Source organism: Parablautia muri, assembly GCF_009917485.1.
Lineage (GTDB): Bacteria > Bacillota > Clostridia > Lachnospirales > Lachnospiraceae > Suilimivivens > Suilimivivens muri.
Window position 1 is genome coordinate 66,380 of sequence record NZ_QZDT01000004.1, and the last position, 21,643, is coordinate 88,022.

Below are 21,643 nucleotides of genomic sequence, written 5' to 3' on the forward strand. Positions count from 1 at the left end.
AACGGAACACGGAAATGAGGTATGGATGTTACACGAAAAATATTATGAAGAATTCAAAAAATACGAAGCATTGATTAACAGGAAAAACCAGGTGGACCCGGACTTTTACAATGGGGTTTATGATAAATATGTGTACCCGGTTCTCACAAGGGAGCATATTCCGCTTACCTGGCAGTATGATTTGAACCCTGAGACCAACCCGTATTTTATGAAAAGACTTGGGGTCAATGCGGTTATGAACTCAGGCGCTATTGCGCTAAACGGAAAGTTCTATCTGATCGCCAGAATTGAAGGGGATGACAGAAAATCATTTTTTGGAGTAGCGGAGAGCGACAATGGGGTGGATGGATTTAAGTTTTGGGATTATCCGATTCAGCTGCCGGATACCTGTCCGGAGGAGACGAATGTGTATGATATGCGTCTGACAAAGCATGAGGACGGATACATTTATGGCGTTTTCTGTTCGGAGAGCAAGGATACATCGGTCAATGACCTTTCCGCAGCAGTTGCGGCGGCTGGTATTGTTAGGACAAAGGATTTAAAAACCTGGGAGAGGCTGCCCAATCTGGTTACATTAAATTCCCCCCAGCAGAGAAACGTAGTTCTTCATCCGGAGTTTGTAGACGGGAAGTATGCTTTTTACACCAGGCCAATGGATGATTTTATAGAAACAGGTTCAGGCGGCGGCATTGGTTTTGGCCTTTGTTATGATATTACCCATGCGGTCATTGATGAGGAAAAAATGACCAGTCTGCGGAAATACCACACCATAACCGAAGCGAAAAACGGCGCCGGTGCGGTTCCAATTCGGACTGACAAAGGTTGGATCCATATTGCCCATGGAGTAAGGAATACTGCGGCAGGACTTCGCTATGTGATATATGCCTTTGCCACAGATTTAGAAGACCCTTCCAAGGTGATTGCAGAGCCCTCCGGTCTTTTGATTGGACCAAGAGGGGATGAAAGGGTAGGAGATGTATCCAATGTCGTATTTACCAATGGTGCGATTGCAAGGGATAATGGAGAGGTTTATATCTATTATGCGGCCAGCGATACCCGTATGCACGTAGCGGTAACGACCATAGATAAGCTCATTGATTATGTGTTCCATACACCTAAGGACCCGCTTCGCAGTGTGGAATGTGTGACGCAGAGATGTGAGCTGATTCAAAAAAATCTGAAAATTTTAAAACAGGAAGCATAAGAATGGCTGTAATATGATTTTGCTGATAAAATATTGTTAATTTGTGCCTGCGACCCAATTTGCGGGTCGCAGGCAAGAATAGGGGATTAAGATGAGTGAAATAAAAATGATAGCGCCGGCAGTGAAAAACGTGCCCTGGCAGGAAAGGCCGGAAGGGATCAAGGATGCGCCGGTTTGGAGATATACGGAAAATCCAATTATAGGAAGAAACCCGGTTAAGGGCGTGGCAAGAATTTTTAACAGTGCGGTAATGCCTTATGGGGATGAATTTATCGGTGTATTCAGAGGCGAACAGACCAACGGGATTCCCTATATTTACATGGGAAGAAGCAAAGATGCCATTCATTGGGACTTTGACGAAAATAAAATTCCCTTTGTGGATGAAGAAGGGAACCCCTTTATGCCGAAATATGCTTATGACCCAAGGCTGGTGAAGGTTGAGGATACTTATTACATCATCTGGTGCCAGGATTTTTATGGGGCAGCGATTGGCATGGCAAAGACCACAGATTTTAAAACCTTTACAAGGCTTGAAAACCCGTTTCTGCCTTTTAACAGGAATGCGGTTTTATTCCCAAGAAAGATAAACGGTAATTTTGTAATGCTAAGCCGTCCGTCCGACAGTGGCCATACGCCTTTTGGAGATATTTTTATCAGTGAAAGTCCTGACCTGACTTTTTGGGGAAAGCACAGACATGTGATGGGCAAAGGGAATGAATGGTGGGAATCTCTGAAAATCGGCGGCGGAGCGGCTCCTATCGAAACCTCTGAAGGGTGGCTTTTGTTTTATCATGGGGTAAGCGGAACCTGTAACGGCTATGTTTATTCCATTGGAGGAGCGATTTTGGACCTAGATAATCCGTCCATTGTGAAATACAGGTGCGAAAACTTTTTGATCACACCGGAAGAATGGTATGAGGAAAGAGGATTTGTGCCTAATGTGTGTTTCCCGTGCGCTACGATTCATGATTCGGAAAGCGGCAGAATTGCGATTTACTATGGCTGTGCCGACAGTTATGTAGGACTTGCGTTTACACAGTTTGAGGATATTGTGGCTTATATTAAGGGGCATAGTGTGGTGACGGAGTCGGATACGGAATTAGGAAAAAGATAGGGAAAAATAACTTATAAAGGGCTGTGGTATCTACGATTGAATCATCTGTATCAAGAGTGGTTAGCGGCCCTGGTTTTTTGCTTCAAAACATTTCATTACAAAAGAGTGGAAGGAGAAGATTTGCGTGGAAGATGTCAGGGGATTGCTTAACAGAGGAAATTGGCATAGACTAAAAAAATGTATGAAAAAAGCAAAGCAGGGTAAAAAAATAATGACAAGTTTTTTGGGTGGATCGATTACCCAGGGAAGTCTTTCTTCTTCGTTGGAATTGTGTTATGCTTATCTTGTATTTGAATGGTGGAAAAAGAAGTTCCCACAGTCGGAAATCAAATTGATCAATGCCGGGATTGGCGGAACCACTTCACAGTTCGGAGCGGCCAGGGTAAAGGAACACTTGCTGAAATATAATCCTGATTTTATTTTGATAGAATTTGCAGTAAACGATGAAAATTCGGAATTTTTTGAGGAAACCTATGAAGGCCTTATCAGAAAAACGTATGGGGATGTCTGTGCGCCTGCTATCCTGCTGATGAACAATGTCAGATATGATGATGGAACCAATGCGGAGGAAAGGCATGTTAAAGTGGCAAGGGCTTATGACCTTCCTATGGTGAGTATGAAAAGCGCCATCTGGCCGGATATAGAATCAGGCCGCATAAGTGGAAGCAGCATATCGCCGGACGGGCTGCACCCCAATGACAGAGGGCATGCGCTTGTGGCTGGGGCGGTGATTGCTTTTTTGGAGAAAGTATTTTTGGAAATGGATAAGGAGGAGGCGCCGGCCTGTTTCGAGGCGGGAGCGCTGCCCGTTCCAATTACGGCCAATGCCTATGAAAATGCCATTCGGTATCAAAACGATAATTTCACGCCGCAGTTAAATGGTTTTGAGGCGGATTTATCACCTCAAAATGGTATTGCGGACATCTTTAAAAAGGGATGGTGCGCTTTTCGGGAAGGAGATAAAGTGAGGTTTGAAGTAGATGGCACGGAGATAGCGGTGCAGTACAGAAAATCTGTGCATAAGCCGGCGCCGGTGGCCAAAGCCGTAGTGGATGGAAAAGAAGACGATGCGGTAATTTTAGATGGAAATTTTGAGGAAGACTGGGGAGACTGCCTGTATATTGACACCGTAGGAAGACACATGGAAACAGGTAAACATACGGTAGAGCTTGCGATCATAAAGGCTCATGAAGATGACGCGGTGCCTTTTTACCTGGTGTCCGTCATAGTTTCCGGGCCGTGCGGTTTGCAGCAGGACGCAAACTTTTTACTACAATAAACTGGTCAGCGAAGGGTGGCAACGTTTGCTTGCGGTATACGGAGGATATAGAAATGAGATGGCCCTTTGGTAAATGCTTACAGTGAGGATTGCCGGCCATAGGAAGGCGTGGCATAAATTTGCGGGCTGTCCGCAAGAATGGAGGATGAAGATTAAGATGAAACCAATACTATTTTTAAACCCTGTATTTAAAGAGACCATCTGGGGAGGCAGTAAGCTGAAGGAACAGTATCATTATGATATTCCCAGCACCACCACCGGTGAATGCTGGGCGATAAGCGCCCACCCTAATGGAGACTGTACGGTTAAAGAAGGGATTTATGAGGGAATGACCCTGTCAGAGCTTTGGGAGAAACATCCGGAGCTTTTTGGAAATTGTGGGCTGGACAGGTTTCCGCTTCTTACGAAAATCATTGACGCCCGGGAAAATTTAAGCATCCAGGTGCATCCGGATGATACTTATGCCAAAACCCATGAAAATGGTTCTCTGGGAAAAACGGAGTGCTGGTATATTCTGGACTGTCCGGAGGATGCAGCCCTTATAATCGGCCATAACGCCAAAAGTAAAACAGAGCTGGAGGATATGATACGGCAGGGGAAATGGCCGGAATTTATCCGTGAAATTCCGGTGAAAAAGGGAGATTTCATTCAGATAGACCCAGGCACAGTACATGCAATCAAAGGCGGTATTATGCTTTTGGAGACCCAGCAAAACAGCGATATTACTTACCGGGTATATGATTATGACAGATTAAGCGATGGAAAACCCAGACAGCTCCATATTGAGCAGAGCATTGACGTAATCACGGTTCCCGCTCTTTCTCCAAAGGATAGCGTAAGACCGGCAGCAGAACTTCCTTCCAATGTAATGAATGAATTGATTTCCTGCGATTATTATAAGGTGTGGAAATTGGAGGTGACAAAGCCTGTATCTGTTGAGCAGACGCACCCCTTCCTGATTATGAGCGTTATAGAAGGGGAGGGCAGCGTCAATGAGCGAAAGATAACAAAAGGCGACCATTTTATTCTGCCAGATGGATTTGGCGAGGTGAAGTTGGAAGGGAAGATGGAACTTATAGTATCTTCTATAAAATAAAGGCAGTCAGCCTGCGAACTGTTACAAAAATGGTTAGATTCCTATCATGGAATCTAACCATACAAAATATCATTGTTAACAAAATAACATTGACAGCTAAATGGTTACCCATGCGGCTGTTCCTATTATTACTATTCAAATTGCGCCGCATAGAGTTTATAATAAAACCCTTTTTCTTTCATAAGGCTTTCATGGTTTCCCTGTTCTACCACATCCCCATGATCAATCACCAGGATATGGTCTGCATGCCGGATGGTAGAAAGCCTATGTGCAATTACAAAACAAGTTTTATTTTTCATCAATTCCCGCATAGCTCTTTGGATTTTTCGCTCCGTACTGGTATCCACATTGGAAGTAGCCTCGTCCAAAATCAGCATTTTCGTGTCATAAAGCATAGCCCTTGCAATGGTAAGCAGCTGTTTCTGCCCCTTTGAAATATTTCCACCGTCTTCGCTGATGATGGTCTCATACCCTTGAGGCAGACGCATAATGAACGGATGGATATATGCTGCCTTTGCCGCTGCCACCACCTCATTCATTGTAGCCCCTTCCTTTCCATAAGCAATATTATCAAAAATCGTACCCTGAAAAACCCAGGTATCCTGAAGTACCATTGCATAGGCCCCCCGCAGACTCTTTCTGGTATAATTACGGATGTCCTCACCCTCCACAAGTATTCTGCCCGCATCCACATCATAAAAGCGCATCAGCAGATTAATAATTGTGGTTTTTCCGGCCCCGGTGGGCCCTACAATCGCCACCAGCTTACCGGCCTGCGCATACAAATTAAGATGGTGTATGATTATCTTCTCAGGGTCATATCCAAAAGAAACATCCTCAAATGTGACATTTCCTTTTACACCTGTAAGCTCCGTTGCATTTTCCCGGTCTTTTAGCTCTTCCTCCTCATCCAGCAGATTAAAAACTCTTTCCGCTGCAGCCAATGCGGAATACAACTCGTTCATGATATTGGCAATCTCATTTATGGGTCCCGAAAATTTTCGTGAATACAACACAAAGGAGGAAATCTGTCCTAAAGAAACAGCCCCTGTCATATAAAGAAAAGAGCCAAATACCGCAATCAGACAGAGTCCTAAATTGTTAATAAAGCCCACCGTTGGCCCCATGCTCATTCCGTAATAATCCGCATCATAATAGGCATCTGCCGCATCCTGATTGATTCCTTCAAATTTTTCGGCTACACGGTTTTCGTAGGCATATGCCATAATTGTCTTTTGCCCGGAAAACATCTCTTCCACAAATCCGTTCAAAATCCCATAATTTTTAGAACGTTTTATAAACCTTGGCTGGGTAATTGTCCGCATCCTTGTGGTGTAAATAACAGCGACCGGAATCGTAACAAGCACCACAACAGCCAATACGGGCGCGATATAAAGCATCATACAAAAGGAACCGACTACCGTAACCACACTGGTTAAAATCTGAACCACATCCGTACCCAGGCAAGTACTCACTACATCAATATCATAGGATACGCGACTGATGATATCCCCCGCCTGGTTTTTGTCAAAATAGCCCACCGGCATCTTCATAAGCTTATCAAAAACATCCGCCCGCATGTGCTTTGCAATCCATTTACTTACATACATCATAAATATATTAATCAATATAGTGATGACAGAAGATAAGACATAGCAAAACAGCATCCTCTCCGCATAATAAAAGACTTTCTCAAAATTGACCTTCCCGGCTCCGGCCGCTGCCTCATTGATTGCCCATCCTGCCAGATTTGGCCCTAGCAGGGCCAGCACATTGCTGGCAAAGCAAAGGAAAAATATCATACAAAGAAGCCATTTATATGGCCCCATAAACCTAAGAAGCCGCTTAAACGTTCCTTTGGTATCTTTAGGCTTTTTTAATATCGTGTCTCTGGCCGCCATCTTTTCTCCATTCTGTACTGTTTTAAACAGCCTGCTCTCCCATCTGTGTTTTATAAATTTCCCGATACATTTCACAGTTTGCCATCAGCTCCTGGTGCGTGCCATGCCCAATGATTCTTCCTTCATCAAGAACGATAATATCATCAAGACTCATAATGGAACTGATGCGTTGTGCGACAATAATGGTAGTTGCGGATTTGTGATGCTCCCGAATTGCTTTACGAAGCGCTGCATCTGTCTTATAGTCAAGGGCACTGGATGAATCGTCCAGAATCAAAATCTGCGGGTTTGCCGCAAGCGCCCTTGCAATCAAAACTCTCTGCCTCTGCCCACCGCTTAAGTTTGCTCCGTGCACCACCGCCCGGTGATCATAAGAATCTTCATATTCTTCAATAAATCCTTTCGCCTTTGCATTGGCAGCCGCTCCTTCTATTTCCTGCATGGACACATCCCTTCCAAAAGAAATGTTTTCTTTCAGGGAATCTGCAAAAATGACATCATTTTGAAACACCACTCCAAACATCTGATGTAGCTCATCCTTATCGTAAGTACGCACATCCTTTCCATCAATAAAAATCCTCCCTTCATCTGCGTCATAGAAACGCATCAGCAGGTTAATGATGGTGGTCTTTCCACAACCTGTAGCGCCGATGATTCCAAGTGAGGCGCCTTTTTTCATGGAAAAATCAATATCCTCCAGACATTTCTGTCTGTTCATTCCGTCAAACCATTCTGAAGATACCTCCTTTGGGCTTTTATCTTTATCTTCCTTGACATCGCTCTCATCTCCATAACTGAAGTTTACATGCTCAAAGATAATATATTCATTCCTTTTGGTGTGAAAAGCTTCTTTATCTGAAAGGGGCACCATATCATCCGCCGTTCCCACCACTGCTGCAATACGGCTTGCAGATGCATTTGCTTTGGACATCAGCATAAACACACGGTTCAACGCCATAACCCCCATTAAAATCATGTTAAAGTAAGTAAGAAATGCAAGAATGACCCCCGGTTTGGTAACACCATTATTTACCTGGACAGCACCTATGATTACTACAATCGTAAGCCCAATGTTCAAAATCAAAGTCATAAGCGGTCCGGGCAGAGCCATAACCACACCCGCCTTGATTTCCTTTTCCGCCATTTGATGATTGGCTCCTCCAAACCGCCTTGTCCCATAATCCTCCTTGGAAAGCGCTTTTACCACACGGATTCCGGTAATATTTTCCCGCATAATCCGCACAATATGATCTATGCTTTGCTGCACCTTATCATAAAGTGGAATCCCTTTCATTGAAACAAACACCACCACTACAATCATAATCGGCGCCAAAATGCACAGAATCGAGGCCAGCCCCACATCCATCGTAAGGGTAATGACAATTCCACCAATCAGCATAATCGGCGCCCGGATTCCCAGTGACTGAAAGCTTTGGATGAAACTCTGCACATTATAGGAATCGGAAGTCATACGCGAATTTAACGATGGCAAACCAAATCCATCCAGTTTATTGCCGGATAAATTGATAGACTTCCAAAATAAATCCCTGCGGATTTCAAAGATACTCTCCTTGGCTACCCTGACCGAAAGCCGGTTGGCTCCTACATTAAGCTGCCGCACCAAAACCGCCAGCAGTATCATGACCCCTCCCCATAAGAAAACCTGCCTGATGCTCCGGGTAGGAACCACTTCATCCACTAAATGCTCCAAAACATAGGGAAGCATCAGCTCCCCTAAAGTACCCATCAATTTAATTATCATAACCGCCGCCACCAGTTTTTGATATTTTTTTAAATAAGAAAATATAAATTTCATACCACTTTCCCCAATTATTCTTCATTTTTTTACTTTACATTTCAGCATTAAAATTTCTGATTTATATTTATGATATCAAATATATAAATTTTTTTCTATATGCCCTTAATAAAGTATTAACTATTACTTAAAGTCGAAGTCTGAACTTTTACACTTTATCGCGTTAAAGAGAAGAAAAAGCTTAACAGATAAAGAAAAATATTATATACTTAGCATTGGCTTGGATATTATTTTTATAGGAATGATTTTTATAAAGATTTTGAATAAACATGGAAGGAGTTTAAAGAAGGACATGATATCAAAAAAGTACAAAGACATGCTGAGTAATAAATCGATTATTCGTCAGTTTTCGGAGTTTGCAATAGCCAGGGGGGCTCAAATAGGATATGAGAATGTATTTGATTACAGCCTGGGGAATCCTTCGGTTTCTCCGCCCCAGAAGTTTACGGATACGATGATAGACTTGCTTAAAAATAAAAACTCTGTAGAATTGCATGGCTATAGCCAAAGCCTGGGCATCCCGGCGGTACGGGAGAAGATTGCGAACTATCTGAATCAGCGTTTTGGTATGAATTATACGAAGGAGCATATTTTTATGTCTACGGGAGCGGCCGGGGCAATTGCGCATGCGCTCAGATGTGTGACGGCGCCCGGGGATGAGGTGCTGATTTTTGCGCCCTTTTTTGCGGAGTATTGGTCTTATGTAAATTTAAGCGGAGCCATTATGAAAGTGGTGCCTGCAAATGTGGAGGATTTTCAGGTTAATTTTGAAGCTTTTGAGGAAATGTTGACAGAAAAGGTTACGGCTGTGCTGATTAACACGCCAAACAATCCTTCAGGAGCTGTCTATACGTCAAAGACGCTTAAGAGAATGGCGGATATTATGACGGCAAAATCTGAGGAATATGGGCATGATATTTTCCTTATTTCGGATGAACCGTACAGAGAAATTGTATTTGCCGGAACAGAGGCGCCGTATGTATCAAAGTTTTATTCTAATTCCATATGCTGTTATTCTTTTTCTAAGTCTTTGTCTATACCAGGGGAAAGGCTTGGATATGTAGCGGTAAATCCGGAGTGTACGGATGCAGAGTATATTGCGGATATGTGCGGACAGGTTTCAAGAGGGATAGGGCATAATTGCCCTCCTTCTATTATTCAGCTTGCAGTGGCCGAATGCCTGGATATAACATCGGATCTTTCTGTATATGAAACGAATAGGAACATATTATATAAGGAGCTGACTTCTCTTGGATTTGAGTGTGTAAAACCCGGGGGTACCTTCTATATTTTCCCGAAGGCGCCGGAGAAGGATGCGGTTGCCTTTTGCGAGAAGGCAAAGAAATATGATTTGGTTTTGGTGCCAAGCGATGATTTTGGCGTGCCGGGGTATTTCAGGATGGCCTGCTGTATTGATACGGAAAAGGCAGTGCGTTCTTTGGAGGCATTTCGGAAATTCGTTCAGGATGAGAATTATTTTAGGTAAAAATCTAATTTTATATTGGACGGATTGAAAAACAATTTATAGCAAGACCCTATCTTAGGGATTATCAATCGTATGGGAGATTAAAATGTTTGAGGCAGGTTTGGTTCTGGAAGGCGGCGGGATGAAAGGTGTATACACCTGCGGTGTCCTGGACTTCTTTTTGGATAAGGGATTGGAATTTCGTTCCTGCTATGGCGTTTCGGCAGGTACGTGCAATCTTTGCAGTTTTTTATCAAAGCAAAGGGGCAGGGCGTATCATGTAATTGTGGATTACCTGGAGGATAAAAATTATTGCGGCTTATACAGTCTTATCAAAACCGGAGATTTGTTCGGAGCGGAAATGTGCTACCATACAATACCGGAAAAGCTGTATCCTTATGATTATGAGGCTTATAACAAGTATCAGGGAACCTTTTATAGTGTAATTACAAACATAGAGTCCGGACAGCCTGAATATATACCTATTAAAGACATGAAAAAAGATATTGAAGCGATAAGGGCATCTGCTTCTCTGCCGCTGGTGTCAAGGAATGTGAAGTTTAAAGGACAGCTTTACCTGGACGGAGGAATTGCGGATGCGATTCCCCTGCGCAGGTCCATAGAGGACGGCAATAAGAAGAATGTAGTGATTATGACGAAGGAGGCAGGCTACCGCAGGCAGCCGTCTTCCATGATACGGCTTATTAAGCTTTATTACAGGAAATATCCTAAAGTTTATGAGCTTATGAAAAACAGACATAATGCTTATAATGAAACCCTTGACTTTATTACCGGACAGGTGGAAAGGGGCAGTACGTTTCTGATTCAGCCTAAGCACAGAAGTAATGTAGGGCGCATCGAAAAAGATAAGACGAAATTGGAGGCGCTATACAGGGAAGGATATCAGGATGCTGCCAACTGTTATGAAAGTTTGTTAAAATTTTTGGAGGATGATGCATGATTGAATTTTTAAAAGCAGTGTTATTTGGCATTGTGGAAGGAATTACGGAATGGCTGCCCATCAGCAGCACAGGGCATATGATACTGTTAGACGAGTTTGTAAAACTGGATGTTTCGCCTGAGTTTTGGGAAATGTTTTTGGTGGTGATTCAGTTAGGCGCTATCCTGGCGGTGGTGGTGCTGTTTTGGAATGAAATCTGGCCCTTTGGCATCTATGGAAAAGGAAAACGTTTTAGGCCGGTGGCCACATCAGGTCTTCTTTCCTATTGTAAAAGGGACATCTGGGTTATGTGGTTTAAAATCCTTGTAGCTTGTCTGCCGGCAGCAGTGGTAGGGCTTTTGTTTGACGAGTTTTTTGAAAGCCTTTTTTACAATGGAGTCTGCGTAGCCCTGGCATTAATTCTATTTGGTATTGGTTTCATCCTAATAGAAAACAGGAACAGAAATGCAGCCGTAAGAATTCATTCTTTAGCAGAAATTACTTACGAAACCGCGTTTATCATTGGCCTGTTTCAGCTGATTGCGGCTGTTTTTCCCGGAACTTCGCGCTCCGGCGCCACAATTTTAGGCGCGCTTTTAATTGGTGTGTCAAGAAAGGTTGCGGCGGAGTTTACCTTCTTTCTTGCCATTCCGGTTATGCTAGGAGCCAGCCTTTTAAAAATCGTAAAGTTTGGATTTTCTTTTACGGGAAATGAGCTGATGATACTGATAACCGGTATGGCTACTGCCTTTATTGTGTCTATTGTTATCATCCGTTTTCTCATGGGCTATATCAAAAAGCATGATTTTAAGGTATTTGGATGGTACCGCATTATACTAGGTATCGTGGTGCTGCTTTACTTTGGAATTGCAAGCCGTTAAAGTATGTTTGGAAACAAACCAATACATAAACGGCAGTACGAACTGTTGTTACTTTTCACAGGTTAGCTTATAAACAGCTTGAAAAAAACAAATATTCCAAAAGGAACCCTTGAAAAAACGTCAGCGCTTGGTGGGGTTCTTTCGAACCTAGCGTCTGCTACGTTTTTACAGAGCGAAAGCGCGGTGACGTTGGAAAATTTGTTTTTTCCAAGCGTCCTCTGGCTAGCGTGTGAAAAGTAACACTGTTACCGTTACTTTGCGAAAAAGCTGTTAATTAGTTGACAAAAAGAAAAATATAAGGTACACTAGTTCAGAAAAATAGGGTGTTTTAGGGGAGAGACACTGGTCAATTATTTATTGTATACATGCCAGGGAAAAATTTTTCCTGTGTGAAAGGAGTTATATCATGGCTGAGACAAAAAGAGGAACGACAAAGGCAATTGCTAAAGCAGAATCCGCAGAAGAAGTAAAAGCAGCACCCGAAGCTGAGGTTAAGGAGCCGGAAAAGAAAACCACAGGCAGAAAAACAACAGCAAAGAAGGATACAACAGCTAAGAAGCCGGCAGTAAAGCGGGCAGCAGCTAAGAAAGAAACCGTTGATAAAAAAGAGCCGGAGGTGAAACAGACACCTGCAAAAAGGACTGTTAAGAAGGCTCAGGTTACAGAAACCGTTACTTTCCAGTTCAATGACAGATCTTATACGCCTGATGATTTGATGCAGAGCTGTAAGAATGTATGGAAATATGATTTAGAAGGAAAAGAGGAAGACTTAAAGAGCATTGAGCTGTATGTGAAGCCGGAAGAAAACAGAGTTTACTTTGTAATCAATGGGGATATTACAGGTAATTTCCCTATTTAGTTGAAAAGGATATCGTTTGTTATTGACAATAAGAGTTGACCATTAGGTCAACTCTTTTTTTAGAATTTTTTTAGAAATATTTTGCACTATATGTGTTGACAATAGGTAGGGTAAGTGATATTTTATGGTAAGAAGATGTTAGCACTCCAATCAGTCGAGTGCTAACAATAACAAATCCGTTCAGGATAGAAGGAGGCGGCAGGGTTGCAGTTAAGCGAGAGAAAAATTAAAATATTGCAGGCCATCATCCGCAACTATCTTGAGACGGGGGAGCCGGTTGGCAGCAGAACGATTTCCAAGTATACGGACTTAAATTTAAGCTCGGCTACCATCCGCAATGAGATGTCGGATTTGGAGGAAATGGGATATATTGTGCAGCCTCACACTTCAGCCGGCAGGATTCCATCGGATAAAGGGTATCGGCTCTATGTGGATACCATGATGGAGGAAAAGGAGAGGGAGCTTGAGGAGCTCAAGGAGATGATGCTTGAGAAGGAGGATAAAATGGATCACCTTCTCAAGCAGGTAGCAAAGCTTCTGGCAGTAAATACCAATTACGCCACTATGATTTCATCTCCCACCATCCATACCAATAAGATTAAGTTTATACAGCTTTCCAGAGTTGATGTAAAACAGATTTTGGTGGTGGTGGTAGCGGAGGGCAATGTCATCAAAAATAATATTATACAGGCAGCAGAGCTGTTAGATGATGAAACCCTTCTTAAGCTGAATATTCTTCTCAATACCCATTTAAACGGTCTGGCCTTAGAGGAGATCAATCTGGGTATGATTTCGGCAATGAAACAGCAGGCCGGTATACACAGTGTGATTGTGGGCGATGTGATTGACGCCATTGCGGAATCTATTAAAGCGGAAGAAGATTTACAGATTTACACAAGCGGAGCTAACAATATTTTTAAATATCCCGAGCTTGCGGACCAGCAAAAGGCCAGCGAGATTATCAATACATTTGAAGAAAAGAAAATGTTAACGGAGCTTGTGCAGGATACGCTTGCAGATGAAAGCAATACAGGCATACAGGTTTATATTGGGAACGAGACGCCTATCCAGTCCATGAAGGACTGCAGCGTAGTGACAGCCACCTATGAATTAGGGGAAGGAATGCGGGGAACCATAGGCATTATCGGCCCCAAACGTATGGATTATGACAAAGTAGTGGGAACGCTTAAGACGATTACCCATCAATTGGATGAGTTATATAAGAATAAAGCATAAGGTTGGAAAGGGATGAAGCCGATGAGTGAGGAAATGAAAAAGGGCACAACAGATAATCTTGGGACAGAGGAAGTAATACCGGAGATGGAAGAAGATGAGGTAAGAGCAGAGGAAATGGAAAAGACTTTGGAAGATATACAGGAAACTGACGAGACGGAAAATGAAGAAAAAGCTTCATCTGCTCCGGAAGAAGATGAAAAAGATGGCAAGGCAGATAAGAAGGTCGGAAAGAGAAAATTCAGAGATAAGAAACAGGATGCCCTCAAAGAAAAGGTCGAAGAACTGGAGGACCGGGTAAAACGCCAGATGGCGGAATTTGAAAATTTCCGAAAGCGCACCGAAAAGGAAAAGACAGCCATGTTTGAGACAGGAGCCAAAAGCGTAATCGAAAAAATCCTGCCGGTGGTTGACAACTTCGAAAGAGGCCTTGCGGCGATTCCTGAGGCGGATAAGGGCTCTGCTTTCGCGGAGGGAATGGAGATGATTTATAAACAGCTGCTCTCAGAGCTGGAGAAGATGGATGTAAAGCCGATTCCGGCAGTAGGAGAGGAGTTTAACCCTGATTTCCACAATGCGGTGATGCAGGTGGAGAGTGAGGAATACGAATCAGGCATAATCGCTCAGGAGCTGCAAAAGGGTTATACTTACAGGGACGGCGTAGTAAGGCATAGTATGGTGGCAGTGGTAGGCTGACATGATAGGAAGGAAACAATAAACATTTAACAGTATATAAACAATAATCATTCCAGGAGGAGATAATTATGAGCAAAATAATTGGTATTGACTTAGGCACGACAAATAGTTGTGTAGCAGTTATGGAAGGTGGAAAACCCACTGTTATTGCAAACGCGGAAGGCGCAAGGACAACACCCTCTGTTGTAGCCTTCACAAAGACAGGAGAAAGGCTGATTGGCGAGCCTGCAAAGCGTCAGGCTGTGACCAATGCTGAAAAGACCATTTCATCCATTAAGAGGGATATGGGTACGGACAGAGGCCGTAACATTGACAGCAAGAAATATTCTCCCCAGCAGATTTCAGCTATGATTCTTCAGAAGCTGAAAGCAGATGCCGAAAGCTATTTGGGCGAGAAGGTAACAGAGGCAGTTATCACGGTTCCTGCATATTTTAATGATGCACAGCGTCAGGCAACAAAGGATGCCGGTAAGATTGCCGGACTGGATGTAAAGCGTATCATCAACGAGCCTACGGCAGCAGCCCTTGCTTATGGCCTTGACAATGAAAAAGAGCAGAAGATTATGGTATACGATTTGGGCGGCGGTACCTTTGACGTTTCCATTATTGAGATTGGGGACGGTGTCATTGAAGTACTTGCAACCAACGGCGATACGCACCTTGGAGGCGATGACTTTGACAACAAGCTGACCCAGTGGATGATTGACGAGTTTAAGAAGGCGGAAGGCGTTGACTTGTCAAATGACAAGATGGCCCTTCAGAGATTAAAAGAAGCGGCTGAGAAGGCAAAGAAAGAGCTCTCCTCCGCTACAACAACCAATATCAACCTTCCTTTCATCACAGCAACGGCGGAAGGCCCTAAGCACTTTGATATGAATTTATCCAGGGCTAAATTTGATGAACTTACACATGATTTGGTAGAAAAGACAGCTATTCCCGTACAGAACGCTATGAAGGATGCAGGACTTACCAACGCTGATTTGGGCCAGGTGCTTTTGGTAGGCGGTTCCACCCGTATTCCTGCGGTACAGGATAAGGTAAAACAGCTGACAGGACATGAGCCCAGCAAGAGCCTTAATCCTGACGAGTGTGTGGCGTTGGGCGCTTCTATCCAGGGCGGTAAGCTGGCAGGGGATGCTGGCGCAGGAGAAATCCTTCTTTTGGATGTTACGCCGCTTTCTCTTTCCATTGAAACTATGGGCGGTATTGCAACCAGATTGATTGAAAGGAATACGACCATTCCTACCAAAAAGAGCCAGATTTTCTCTACGGCAGCGGATAACCAGACAGCAGTTGACATTAATGTGCTGCAGGGTGAGAGGCAGTTTGCAAGAGATAATAAGTCCCTTGGACAGTTCCGATTAGACGGAATCCCTCCGGCAATGCGCGGTGTACCTCAGATTGAAGTTACGTTTGACATCGATGCCAACGGTATCGTAAATGTTTCCGCAAAAGATCTTGGTACCGGAAAAGAGCAGCACATTACAATCACAGCAAGCTCCAACATGTCTGACGATGAAATTGACAAGGCAGTAAAAGAAGCAGCTGAGTTTGAGGCACAGGATAAGAAGAGAAAAGAAGCAATTGACGCCAGAAATGAGGCGGATTCCTTCGTGTTCCAGACAGAAAAGGCTTTAAACGAAGTGGGCGATAAGATTGACGCTTCTGAAAAATCCAACGTGGAAGCAGATATGCAGGCGGTTAAGGATATTCTGGAAAGAACCAAAGACCAGGAGATGTCCGATTCTGATTTAGATGCACTTAAAGCCGCAAAGGAAAAGCTTACCACAAGCGCACAGGCTCTGTTCACTAAGATGTATGAGAATATGCAGCAGGCAGGGGGAGCAGCAGGTCCCGATATGGGAGCAGGCCCTGACATGGGCGGCGGGGCCGATGCAGGTCCAGCAGATGATGTGGTTGACGGCGACTACAGAGAAGTTTAAGCGGTGAGCGTGCTTAAGAAGCAAGGCAGACTTCGGGGTTATAAGCCGTTTTAGAAAAATGATTGTGAAAAGTCATTTGTAACAGATAAGGCAGGTCTGCGCAGTAAAATGCGCAGACCCCATATAAATTTTTAAGGCGGTTTTGGAAAGTTGTGAAAAGGTGCTTGTGAAAAAGCACATTTTTGTGTTATAGTATAAAAGATTTTATGCCGCCATTGGCGGCATGTTGTGCGCTGTAGGCATGGGAGGAATGAAATGGCAGAACAAAAACGTGACTATTATGAGGTGCTTGGAATCGATAAGAGTGCGGATGACGCAGCCATTAAGAAAGCATATAGAGCTCTTGCCAAGAAGTATCATCCTGATATGAATCCCGGAGATGCGGAGGCGGAGAAGAAATTTAAGGAGGCTTCGGAGGCTTATGCTATTTTAAGCGATCCGGAGAAGAAAAGACAATACGATCAGTTTGGCCACGCTGCCTTTGAAGGGGGAGCCGGGGGCTTTGGAGGCTTTGATTTTAACAGCGCTGATTTCAGTGATATTTTTGGAGATATTTTTGGAGACTTTTTTGGCGGCGGCCGCAGAGGCAGAGGAAACAACGGCCCCATGAAGGGTGCTAACATCAGAACCAGCGTGAGAATCACCTTTGAGGAGGCTGTGTTTGGCGTTGAGAAAGAGATTGAGCTGACCCTGAAGGATGAATGTAAGACCTGCCACGGCAGCGGCGCGAAGCCGGGCACCAGCCCCGAAACCTGCCAGAAGTGCGGCGGCAAAGGTCAGGTGGTGTTTACCCAGCAGTCTTTCTTTGGCACGGTGAGAAATGTACAGACATGTCCGGAATGTAATGGTACCGGTAAGGTAATCAAAGACAAATGTACGGACTGCCATGGTTCAGGATATATAGCCAGCCGCAAGAAGATACAGGTATCCATCCCGGCAGGTATCGATAACGGACAGAGCGTCCGCATCCGCGATAAGGGCGAACCGGGCGTAAATGGCGGTCCAAGAGGAGATTTACTTGTAGAGGTAATCGTAGGGCGTCATCCGATTTTCCAGCGTCAGGATTATAATATTTATTCTACGGTGCCCATTTCTTATGCGGTTGCGGCTCTTGGCGGTGACGTGATGGTGGATACGGTAGACGGGAAAGTAATCTATGAAGTAAAAGCAGGCACTCAGACGGATACGAAAGTACGGCTGCGTGGTAAGGGCGTGCCTACCCTGAGAAATAAAGATGTCCGCGGAGACCATTATGTGACATTGGTAATACAAACCCCTGAAAAATTATCCCATGAGGCAAAAGAGCTGCTGAAGCAATTTGACGTTTTGACGGGCGACAGTTTAAATGCCTCAAAAAACGCCAAGTCAGAAAAGAGTGATAATAAAGAAACAAAGAAAAAGAAATTTTGGAAATAAACAAGCGACAAAATTAAGAATCCAATAATGCGGTATTTTGCGAACAGATATATTGAATCATATAAATTTTTACTGCCAGCAGGTAAATCCTGCTGGCAGTTTTTCAATCTAATTTCTAATATTCTTCGATTACGCCTTCCCCATTCGGATTTATCAGTATCAAACACCTTATGAAAGATACGAGTTTTCGAGTTAAAGCGAAATTGTTTTGGCATCCGAGTCATATAAGCGGCTTTTGGATCATAAACTGATAATAAGCTATCGCAATACGCGCCTGTAAGCTTTTAAGCTTCAGATTCTTTCAGAATAGCTACAATATGACCGGAAAGACTTGTATTTAAGCTTTCGGCAATGGGAATTAAAGAAGCAATTTTTTCCGGTTGGCCTTTTTGGCGGTAAATAGTGGAAAGGAGCTTGTAGGTAGCGGTAATATCGGTATGTGTTTCCACTGCAAACTCAAGTACCTGGCTTGCTTCATCTATATAGCCCTTTTCGAAAAGAGCCTGCGCCCAGTTTTGGAGGGTGCGGACAAGAAAGGTGTAGCTTTGGTCATAACGGGATAAAAGGGTGATGTTGGGGGCGCCATACATAAGCTTTAAATCCGTGTTGCTGATGCCGGTAAAATTGACAATTGGAGATTTGGAAAGCTGATGCAGCGCATCGTGATATTCGGCAATGGCAGGGTCGTCTTTTAAAAGTTCCATGGGAAGGGACTCAAAGGGAATTTGAATGTAATCAAGATTATCTAAGGGCTTGCGGCGTGTGCTGTTGGCCTCAGCCTCCCGCTGCCAAAACATTTCATTGGATTTTTCCTGTGCGTTTCGGCTCTTTTTGATTTCATAAAGCAGCCAGAGACAGAATACGATAAAACTTGCAAAAAAAGGGAATTTCATATATAATATCCTTTCAAAGAGTGTGAAAAACATATTTTCCAAACAATAAATTTGTAAGTTACGTGCAAACGTGGAGGATGAAAATGTTCAACTTTTATAATAAAAAAAATAAAAAGGTGATATCGTCCATTATTATTATACTGCTGATGCTTGCTATGGTAGTTCCAACTATAGCATCTTTTTTGTTTTAAATCAATGGAAAGGAATGCAAGATCTAAAGGGGAATGAGAGAAATATGAAAAGATTTTTTAAAGGAGCCATTTGCTTGTTCGCTGTATTTTTGGTGTTTAGCAGTACCAAAATGCAGGTGAGAGCCGAGGAAGAAAGCCGTATATTGACAGGAGTTTATGTGGAGGATATGTCTCTTGGGGGCAAGACTAAGCAAGAAGCCCGCAGTATGGTAGAAGATTATGTGGACAGTATATGCGGCATGATGATTACGTTAGTTGCGGTGGATGGAAATGAGGTACAGATTACCCCGGCCGACTTGGGAGTTTATTGGAGCAACGAGGAAATCATAGAGGAGGCTGCGGGGATTGGTTTAAGCGGCAATGTGGTGCAGCGTTATAAAGCGGCAAAAGATTTGCAATTTCAGAACAAGGTATTTGAGCTGGAATTTGGTGTGGATGAAAGTCTGGTCAGACAGATTTTAACAGAGCAGTGTTCCGTATATAATCTGGAAGCCGTTGATGCCACTCTTTTAAGAGAGGGGGATCATTTCGTGGTTAACGGAGGGCAGACCGGACAGGTGGTGGACGAGGACGCTTCTGTGCAGCTGATTTGTGATTTCTTTAACCACAATTGGAACAGGGACGATGCTTCTTTAGATTTGGTGGTCAAAGTAGATGAGGTAAGAGGGACAGAGGAAGAACTTGCCAAGGTGAAGGATGTTCTTGGCACGTTTACGACCAGCTATAGTACTTCGGGTCCATCCAGGAGCGCAAATGTGCGCAATGGCTGTGAGCTGATTAATGGGACTACCTTATATCCGGGGGATGAGTTTTCTACTTACGAGGCGGTTTCACCATTTTCAGAAGCAAACGGATATTTTATGGCCGGTTCTTATTTGAATGGCCAGGTAGTAGACAGTCTGGGAGGCGGAATTTGTCAGGTTTCCACGACTCTTTATAATGCAGTGCTTTTATCAGAGTTAGAGGTTACGGAAAGGCATAATCACTCCATGATTGTTACCTACGTAGACCCTTCCGCAGATGCGGCGATTGCGGAATCTTCCGGAAAAGATTTTAAGTTTATTAATAATACGGAGGCGCCTATTTATATTGAGGGCATAACCACGGATGATAAGCATATTACTTTTACAATATATGGAATGGAGAGTCGGGACAGCGGGCACCAGGTAAGATATGAAAGCGAAGTAGTCAGCAAGACATATCCTGATTCGGAGGTCATTTATACAAATGCATCTCTCCCCATTGGTTCTGTCTCCGTGCAGTCCGCTCATATAGGCTACAAGGCAAATCTCTGGAAGGTTGTCACAGAAAATGGAACAGAGGTAAGCCGGGAGATGATCAATTCCAGCTCCTATAAGGTAACGCCAAGAACGGCTACCATAGGCGTAGGAACAGCTGATCCGGCTGCGTATGAAGAAATTATGGCAGCCATTGCCACGAATAATATTGACCATGTTCGAAATGTTGCTACGGCTCTTGCCGCTGCTGCCGCACCTCCGGCAGAAGGAACACCAGTAGAGGGGGCTCCTGCGTCAGCAGAAGGAGCTCCGGCCGAGGGAGCGCCCGCGCCTGCTCCGGCACCAGTGGAGGGAGCGCCGATAGAAGAACCGGCTCAGTAGGCTCAGGAGGTCTCCTTATCTGAGAAGAGGAGCAGCAATGAGAAAAGGTAAAGTATCCGAAAGTGTATTAAAGCGTTCTGTTTTAAGACAAATAAAAAATCCTGAAAAAGAAGTACTGAAAGGTGCAGGGGTGGGAAATGACTGCGCCTTTTTGTCATGGGATAAGACCAGCCATAACAGGCAGGAGAAGGACAGTGTGATTGCCATGACAATACAGACAGTTACTTTGCCGGTGAAAAACGCTGCCTATCTGACAGTGATGGCGGCCGCTAACAATTTGGCGGCAGCAGGGGCGGTGCCGGTCTGTGTGACATTATCCTTAACATTGCCGGAGGAAACGGAGGAAATACTTTTAAAGGAAATGATGCGGCAGGCAAAGGAGTGCAGTGAAGAAGTTGGTATGCAGATTGTGGGAGGCCATACGGAGGTAAGCAGCGGACTTCAAATGCCAGTGCTTACGGCTTCCGCTATAGGGAAGGTTATATGCCGCACAGAGCAGCCTGGCTTAAAAGAGGGACTGGATATTGTTATGAGTAAGTGGATTGGGCTTGAAGGCACCTCCATTATAGCATATGAGAAAGAAAAGGAGCTTACAGGCCGTTATCCAATGCGGTTGATTTTAGAAGCACAGCGACAGGCCCAATATTTGTCCGTGGCGCCGGAGGCCGCCATAGCCCTTAAGTCCGGCGTTTATGCAATGCATGATGTGAGAAGTGGCGGTGTATTTGGTGCATTGTGGGAATTATCCCAAAAGATGGGCGTCGGACTTTGCATAGATTTGAAAAAGATTCCGGTAAGGCAGGAGACCATAGAAGTCTGCGAGTTTTACCGTTTAAATCCTTACGAGCTTTTGTCAGGAGGAGCTTTGCTTATGGCTGCGGATAGCGGCGCTGAGTTGGTGGAGGCATTGGCCAGGGAAGGAATTCCTGCTTTTGTGATTGGCAGAACAAAGGCGGGAAACGATAAAATAATTGTCAACCAGGATGAAACCAGATATTTGGAACCGCCTGGACCGGATGAAATATTAAGAATTTTTGAATGAATTGAAAATCAGGTAAGAATAGAGATGGATTTGTACCTACGTCCAAATTTACGGG

General features: G+C 44.0%; 17 protein-coding genes. 14 read left to right on the plus strand and 3 right to left on the minus strand.

The features are described 5' to 3' along the window. Nucleotides 1-25: 25 nt before the first annotated feature. The 4 genes from D5281_RS04310 to manA all read left to right on the plus strand — a co-directional run bounded on the left by D5281_RS04310 (nt 26) and on the right by manA (nt 4,693). Nucleotides 26-1,204: a glycoside hydrolase family 130 protein gene (locus tag D5281_RS04310; protein ID WP_160558918.1), complete on the plus strand. Its 1,179-nt coding sequence runs from the start codon at nt 26-28 to the stop codon at nt 1,202-1,204. Nucleotides 1,205-1,295: 91 nt separating this feature from the next. Then, the gene (locus tag D5281_RS04315; protein WP_160558919.1) at nt 1,296-2,318 is read left to right on the plus strand and encodes a glycoside hydrolase family 130 protein; all 1,023 of its coding nucleotides are present in this window, start codon (nt 1,296-1,298) and stop codon (nt 2,316-2,318) included. A gap of 124 nt (nt 2,319-2,442) precedes the next feature. Further along, the gene (locus D5281_RS04320; protein ID WP_330584828.1) at nt 2,443-3,597 is read left to right on the plus strand and encodes an SGNH/GDSL hydrolase family protein; all 1,155 of its coding nucleotides are present in this window, start codon (nt 2,443-2,445) and stop codon (nt 3,595-3,597) included. Between the two features lie 157 nt (nt 3,598-3,754). Beyond that, nucleotides 3,755-4,693, plus strand: a complete 939-nt coding sequence (gene manA, locus D5281_RS04325) for a mannose-6-phosphate isomerase, class I (RefSeq protein WP_160558920.1) — start codon at nt 3,755-3,757, stop codon at nt 4,691-4,693. A 131-nt stretch (nt 4,694-4,824) separates the two neighbouring features. On the opposite strand, the gene D5281_RS04330 is transcribed toward manA, so the two are convergent. Further along, nucleotides 4,825-6,669, minus strand: coding sequence for an ABC transporter ATP-binding protein (locus D5281_RS04330; RefSeq protein ID WP_330584830.1), 1,845 nt, complete (start codon nt 6,667-6,669; stop codon nt 4,825-4,827). Further along, the gene (locus tag D5281_RS04335; protein WP_160558921.1) at nt 6,617-8,410 is read right to left on the minus strand and encodes an ABC transporter ATP-binding protein; all 1,794 of its coding nucleotides are present in this window, start codon (nt 8,408-8,410) and stop codon (nt 6,617-6,619) included. Before D5281_RS04335 ends, D5281_RS04330 begins: the two co-directional genes overlap by 53 nt. Before the next feature lie 292 nt (nt 8,411-8,702). On the opposite strand from D5281_RS04335, the gene D5281_RS04340 reads away from it, so the two are divergent. The 8 genes from D5281_RS04340 (at nt 8,703) to dnaJ (ending at nt 17,843) form a co-directional block, all read left to right on the plus strand. After that, a complete protein-coding gene (locus D5281_RS04340; protein WP_160558922.1) occupies nt 8,703-9,896 on the plus strand; it encodes a pyridoxal phosphate-dependent aminotransferase in 1,194 nt (397 codons plus the stop codon). Nucleotides 9,897-9,981: 85 nt separating this feature from the next. Continuing rightward, nucleotides 9,982-10,836: a patatin-like phospholipase family protein gene (locus tag D5281_RS04345; protein WP_160558923.1), complete on the plus strand. Its 855-nt coding sequence runs from the start codon at nt 9,982-9,984 to the stop codon at nt 10,834-10,836. Continuing rightward, complete coding sequence (locus D5281_RS04350; RefSeq protein WP_160558924.1) at nt 10,833-11,696, plus strand: undecaprenyl-diphosphate phosphatase; 864 nt, start codon at nt 10,833-10,835, stop codon at nt 11,694-11,696. The genes D5281_RS04345 and D5281_RS04350 overlap by 4 nt, the downstream gene beginning before the upstream one ends. Nucleotides 11,697-12,102: 406 nt before the next feature. Then, nucleotides 12,103-12,555: a DUF6465 family protein gene (locus D5281_RS04355; RefSeq protein WP_160558925.1), complete on the plus strand. Its 453-nt coding sequence runs from the start codon at nt 12,103-12,105 to the stop codon at nt 12,553-12,555. Nucleotides 12,556-12,759: 204 nt separating this feature from the next. Continuing rightward, nucleotides 12,760-13,791 (plus strand): heat-inducible transcriptional repressor HrcA, encoded by a 1,032-nt coding sequence (hrcA, locus tag D5281_RS04360; protein WP_160558926.1) that lies wholly within the window; start codon nt 12,760-12,762, stop codon nt 13,789-13,791. Between the two features lie 21 nt (nt 13,792-13,812). Continuing rightward, nucleotides 13,813-14,484, plus strand: coding sequence for a nucleotide exchange factor GrpE (grpE, locus tag D5281_RS04365; protein ID WP_277935168.1), 672 nt, complete (start codon nt 13,813-13,815; stop codon nt 14,482-14,484). A gap of 68 nt (nt 14,485-14,552) precedes the next feature. Beyond that, nucleotides 14,553-16,427 (plus strand): molecular chaperone DnaK, encoded by a 1,875-nt coding sequence (dnaK, locus tag D5281_RS04370; protein WP_160558927.1) that lies wholly within the window; start codon nt 14,553-14,555, stop codon nt 16,425-16,427. Nucleotides 16,428-16,682: 255 nt separating this feature from the next. Next, entirely contained in the window at nt 16,683-17,843 is a 1,161-nt protein-coding gene (dnaJ, locus tag D5281_RS04375; RefSeq protein WP_160558928.1) for a molecular chaperone DnaJ, read from the plus strand. Nucleotides 17,844-18,127: 284 nt separating this feature from the next. Here the strand turns inward: dnaJ and D5281_RS04380 are convergent, their stop codons facing one another. Continuing rightward, nucleotides 18,128-18,736 carry a hypothetical protein gene (locus tag D5281_RS04380; protein WP_160558929.1) on the minus strand — a complete coding sequence of 203 codons (609 nt, stop codon included), beginning with the start codon at nt 18,734-18,736 and terminating at the stop codon, nt 18,128-18,130. A 235-nt stretch (nt 18,737-18,971) separates the two neighbouring features. On the opposite strand from D5281_RS04380, the gene D5281_RS04385 reads away from it, so the two are divergent. Together D5281_RS04385 and D5281_RS04390 are read left to right on the plus strand one after the other, a co-directional pair. Next, the gene (locus tag D5281_RS04385) at nt 18,972-20,546 is read left to right on the plus strand and encodes a VanW family protein (protein ID WP_160558930.1); all 1,575 of its coding nucleotides are present in this window, start codon (nt 18,972-18,974) and stop codon (nt 20,544-20,546) included. Between the two features lie 37 nt (nt 20,547-20,583). Then, entirely contained in the window at nt 20,584-21,588 is a 1,005-nt protein-coding gene (locus D5281_RS04390) for an AIR synthase related protein (RefSeq protein ID WP_160558931.1), read from the plus strand. Nucleotides 21,589-21,643: the final 55 nt, after the last annotated feature.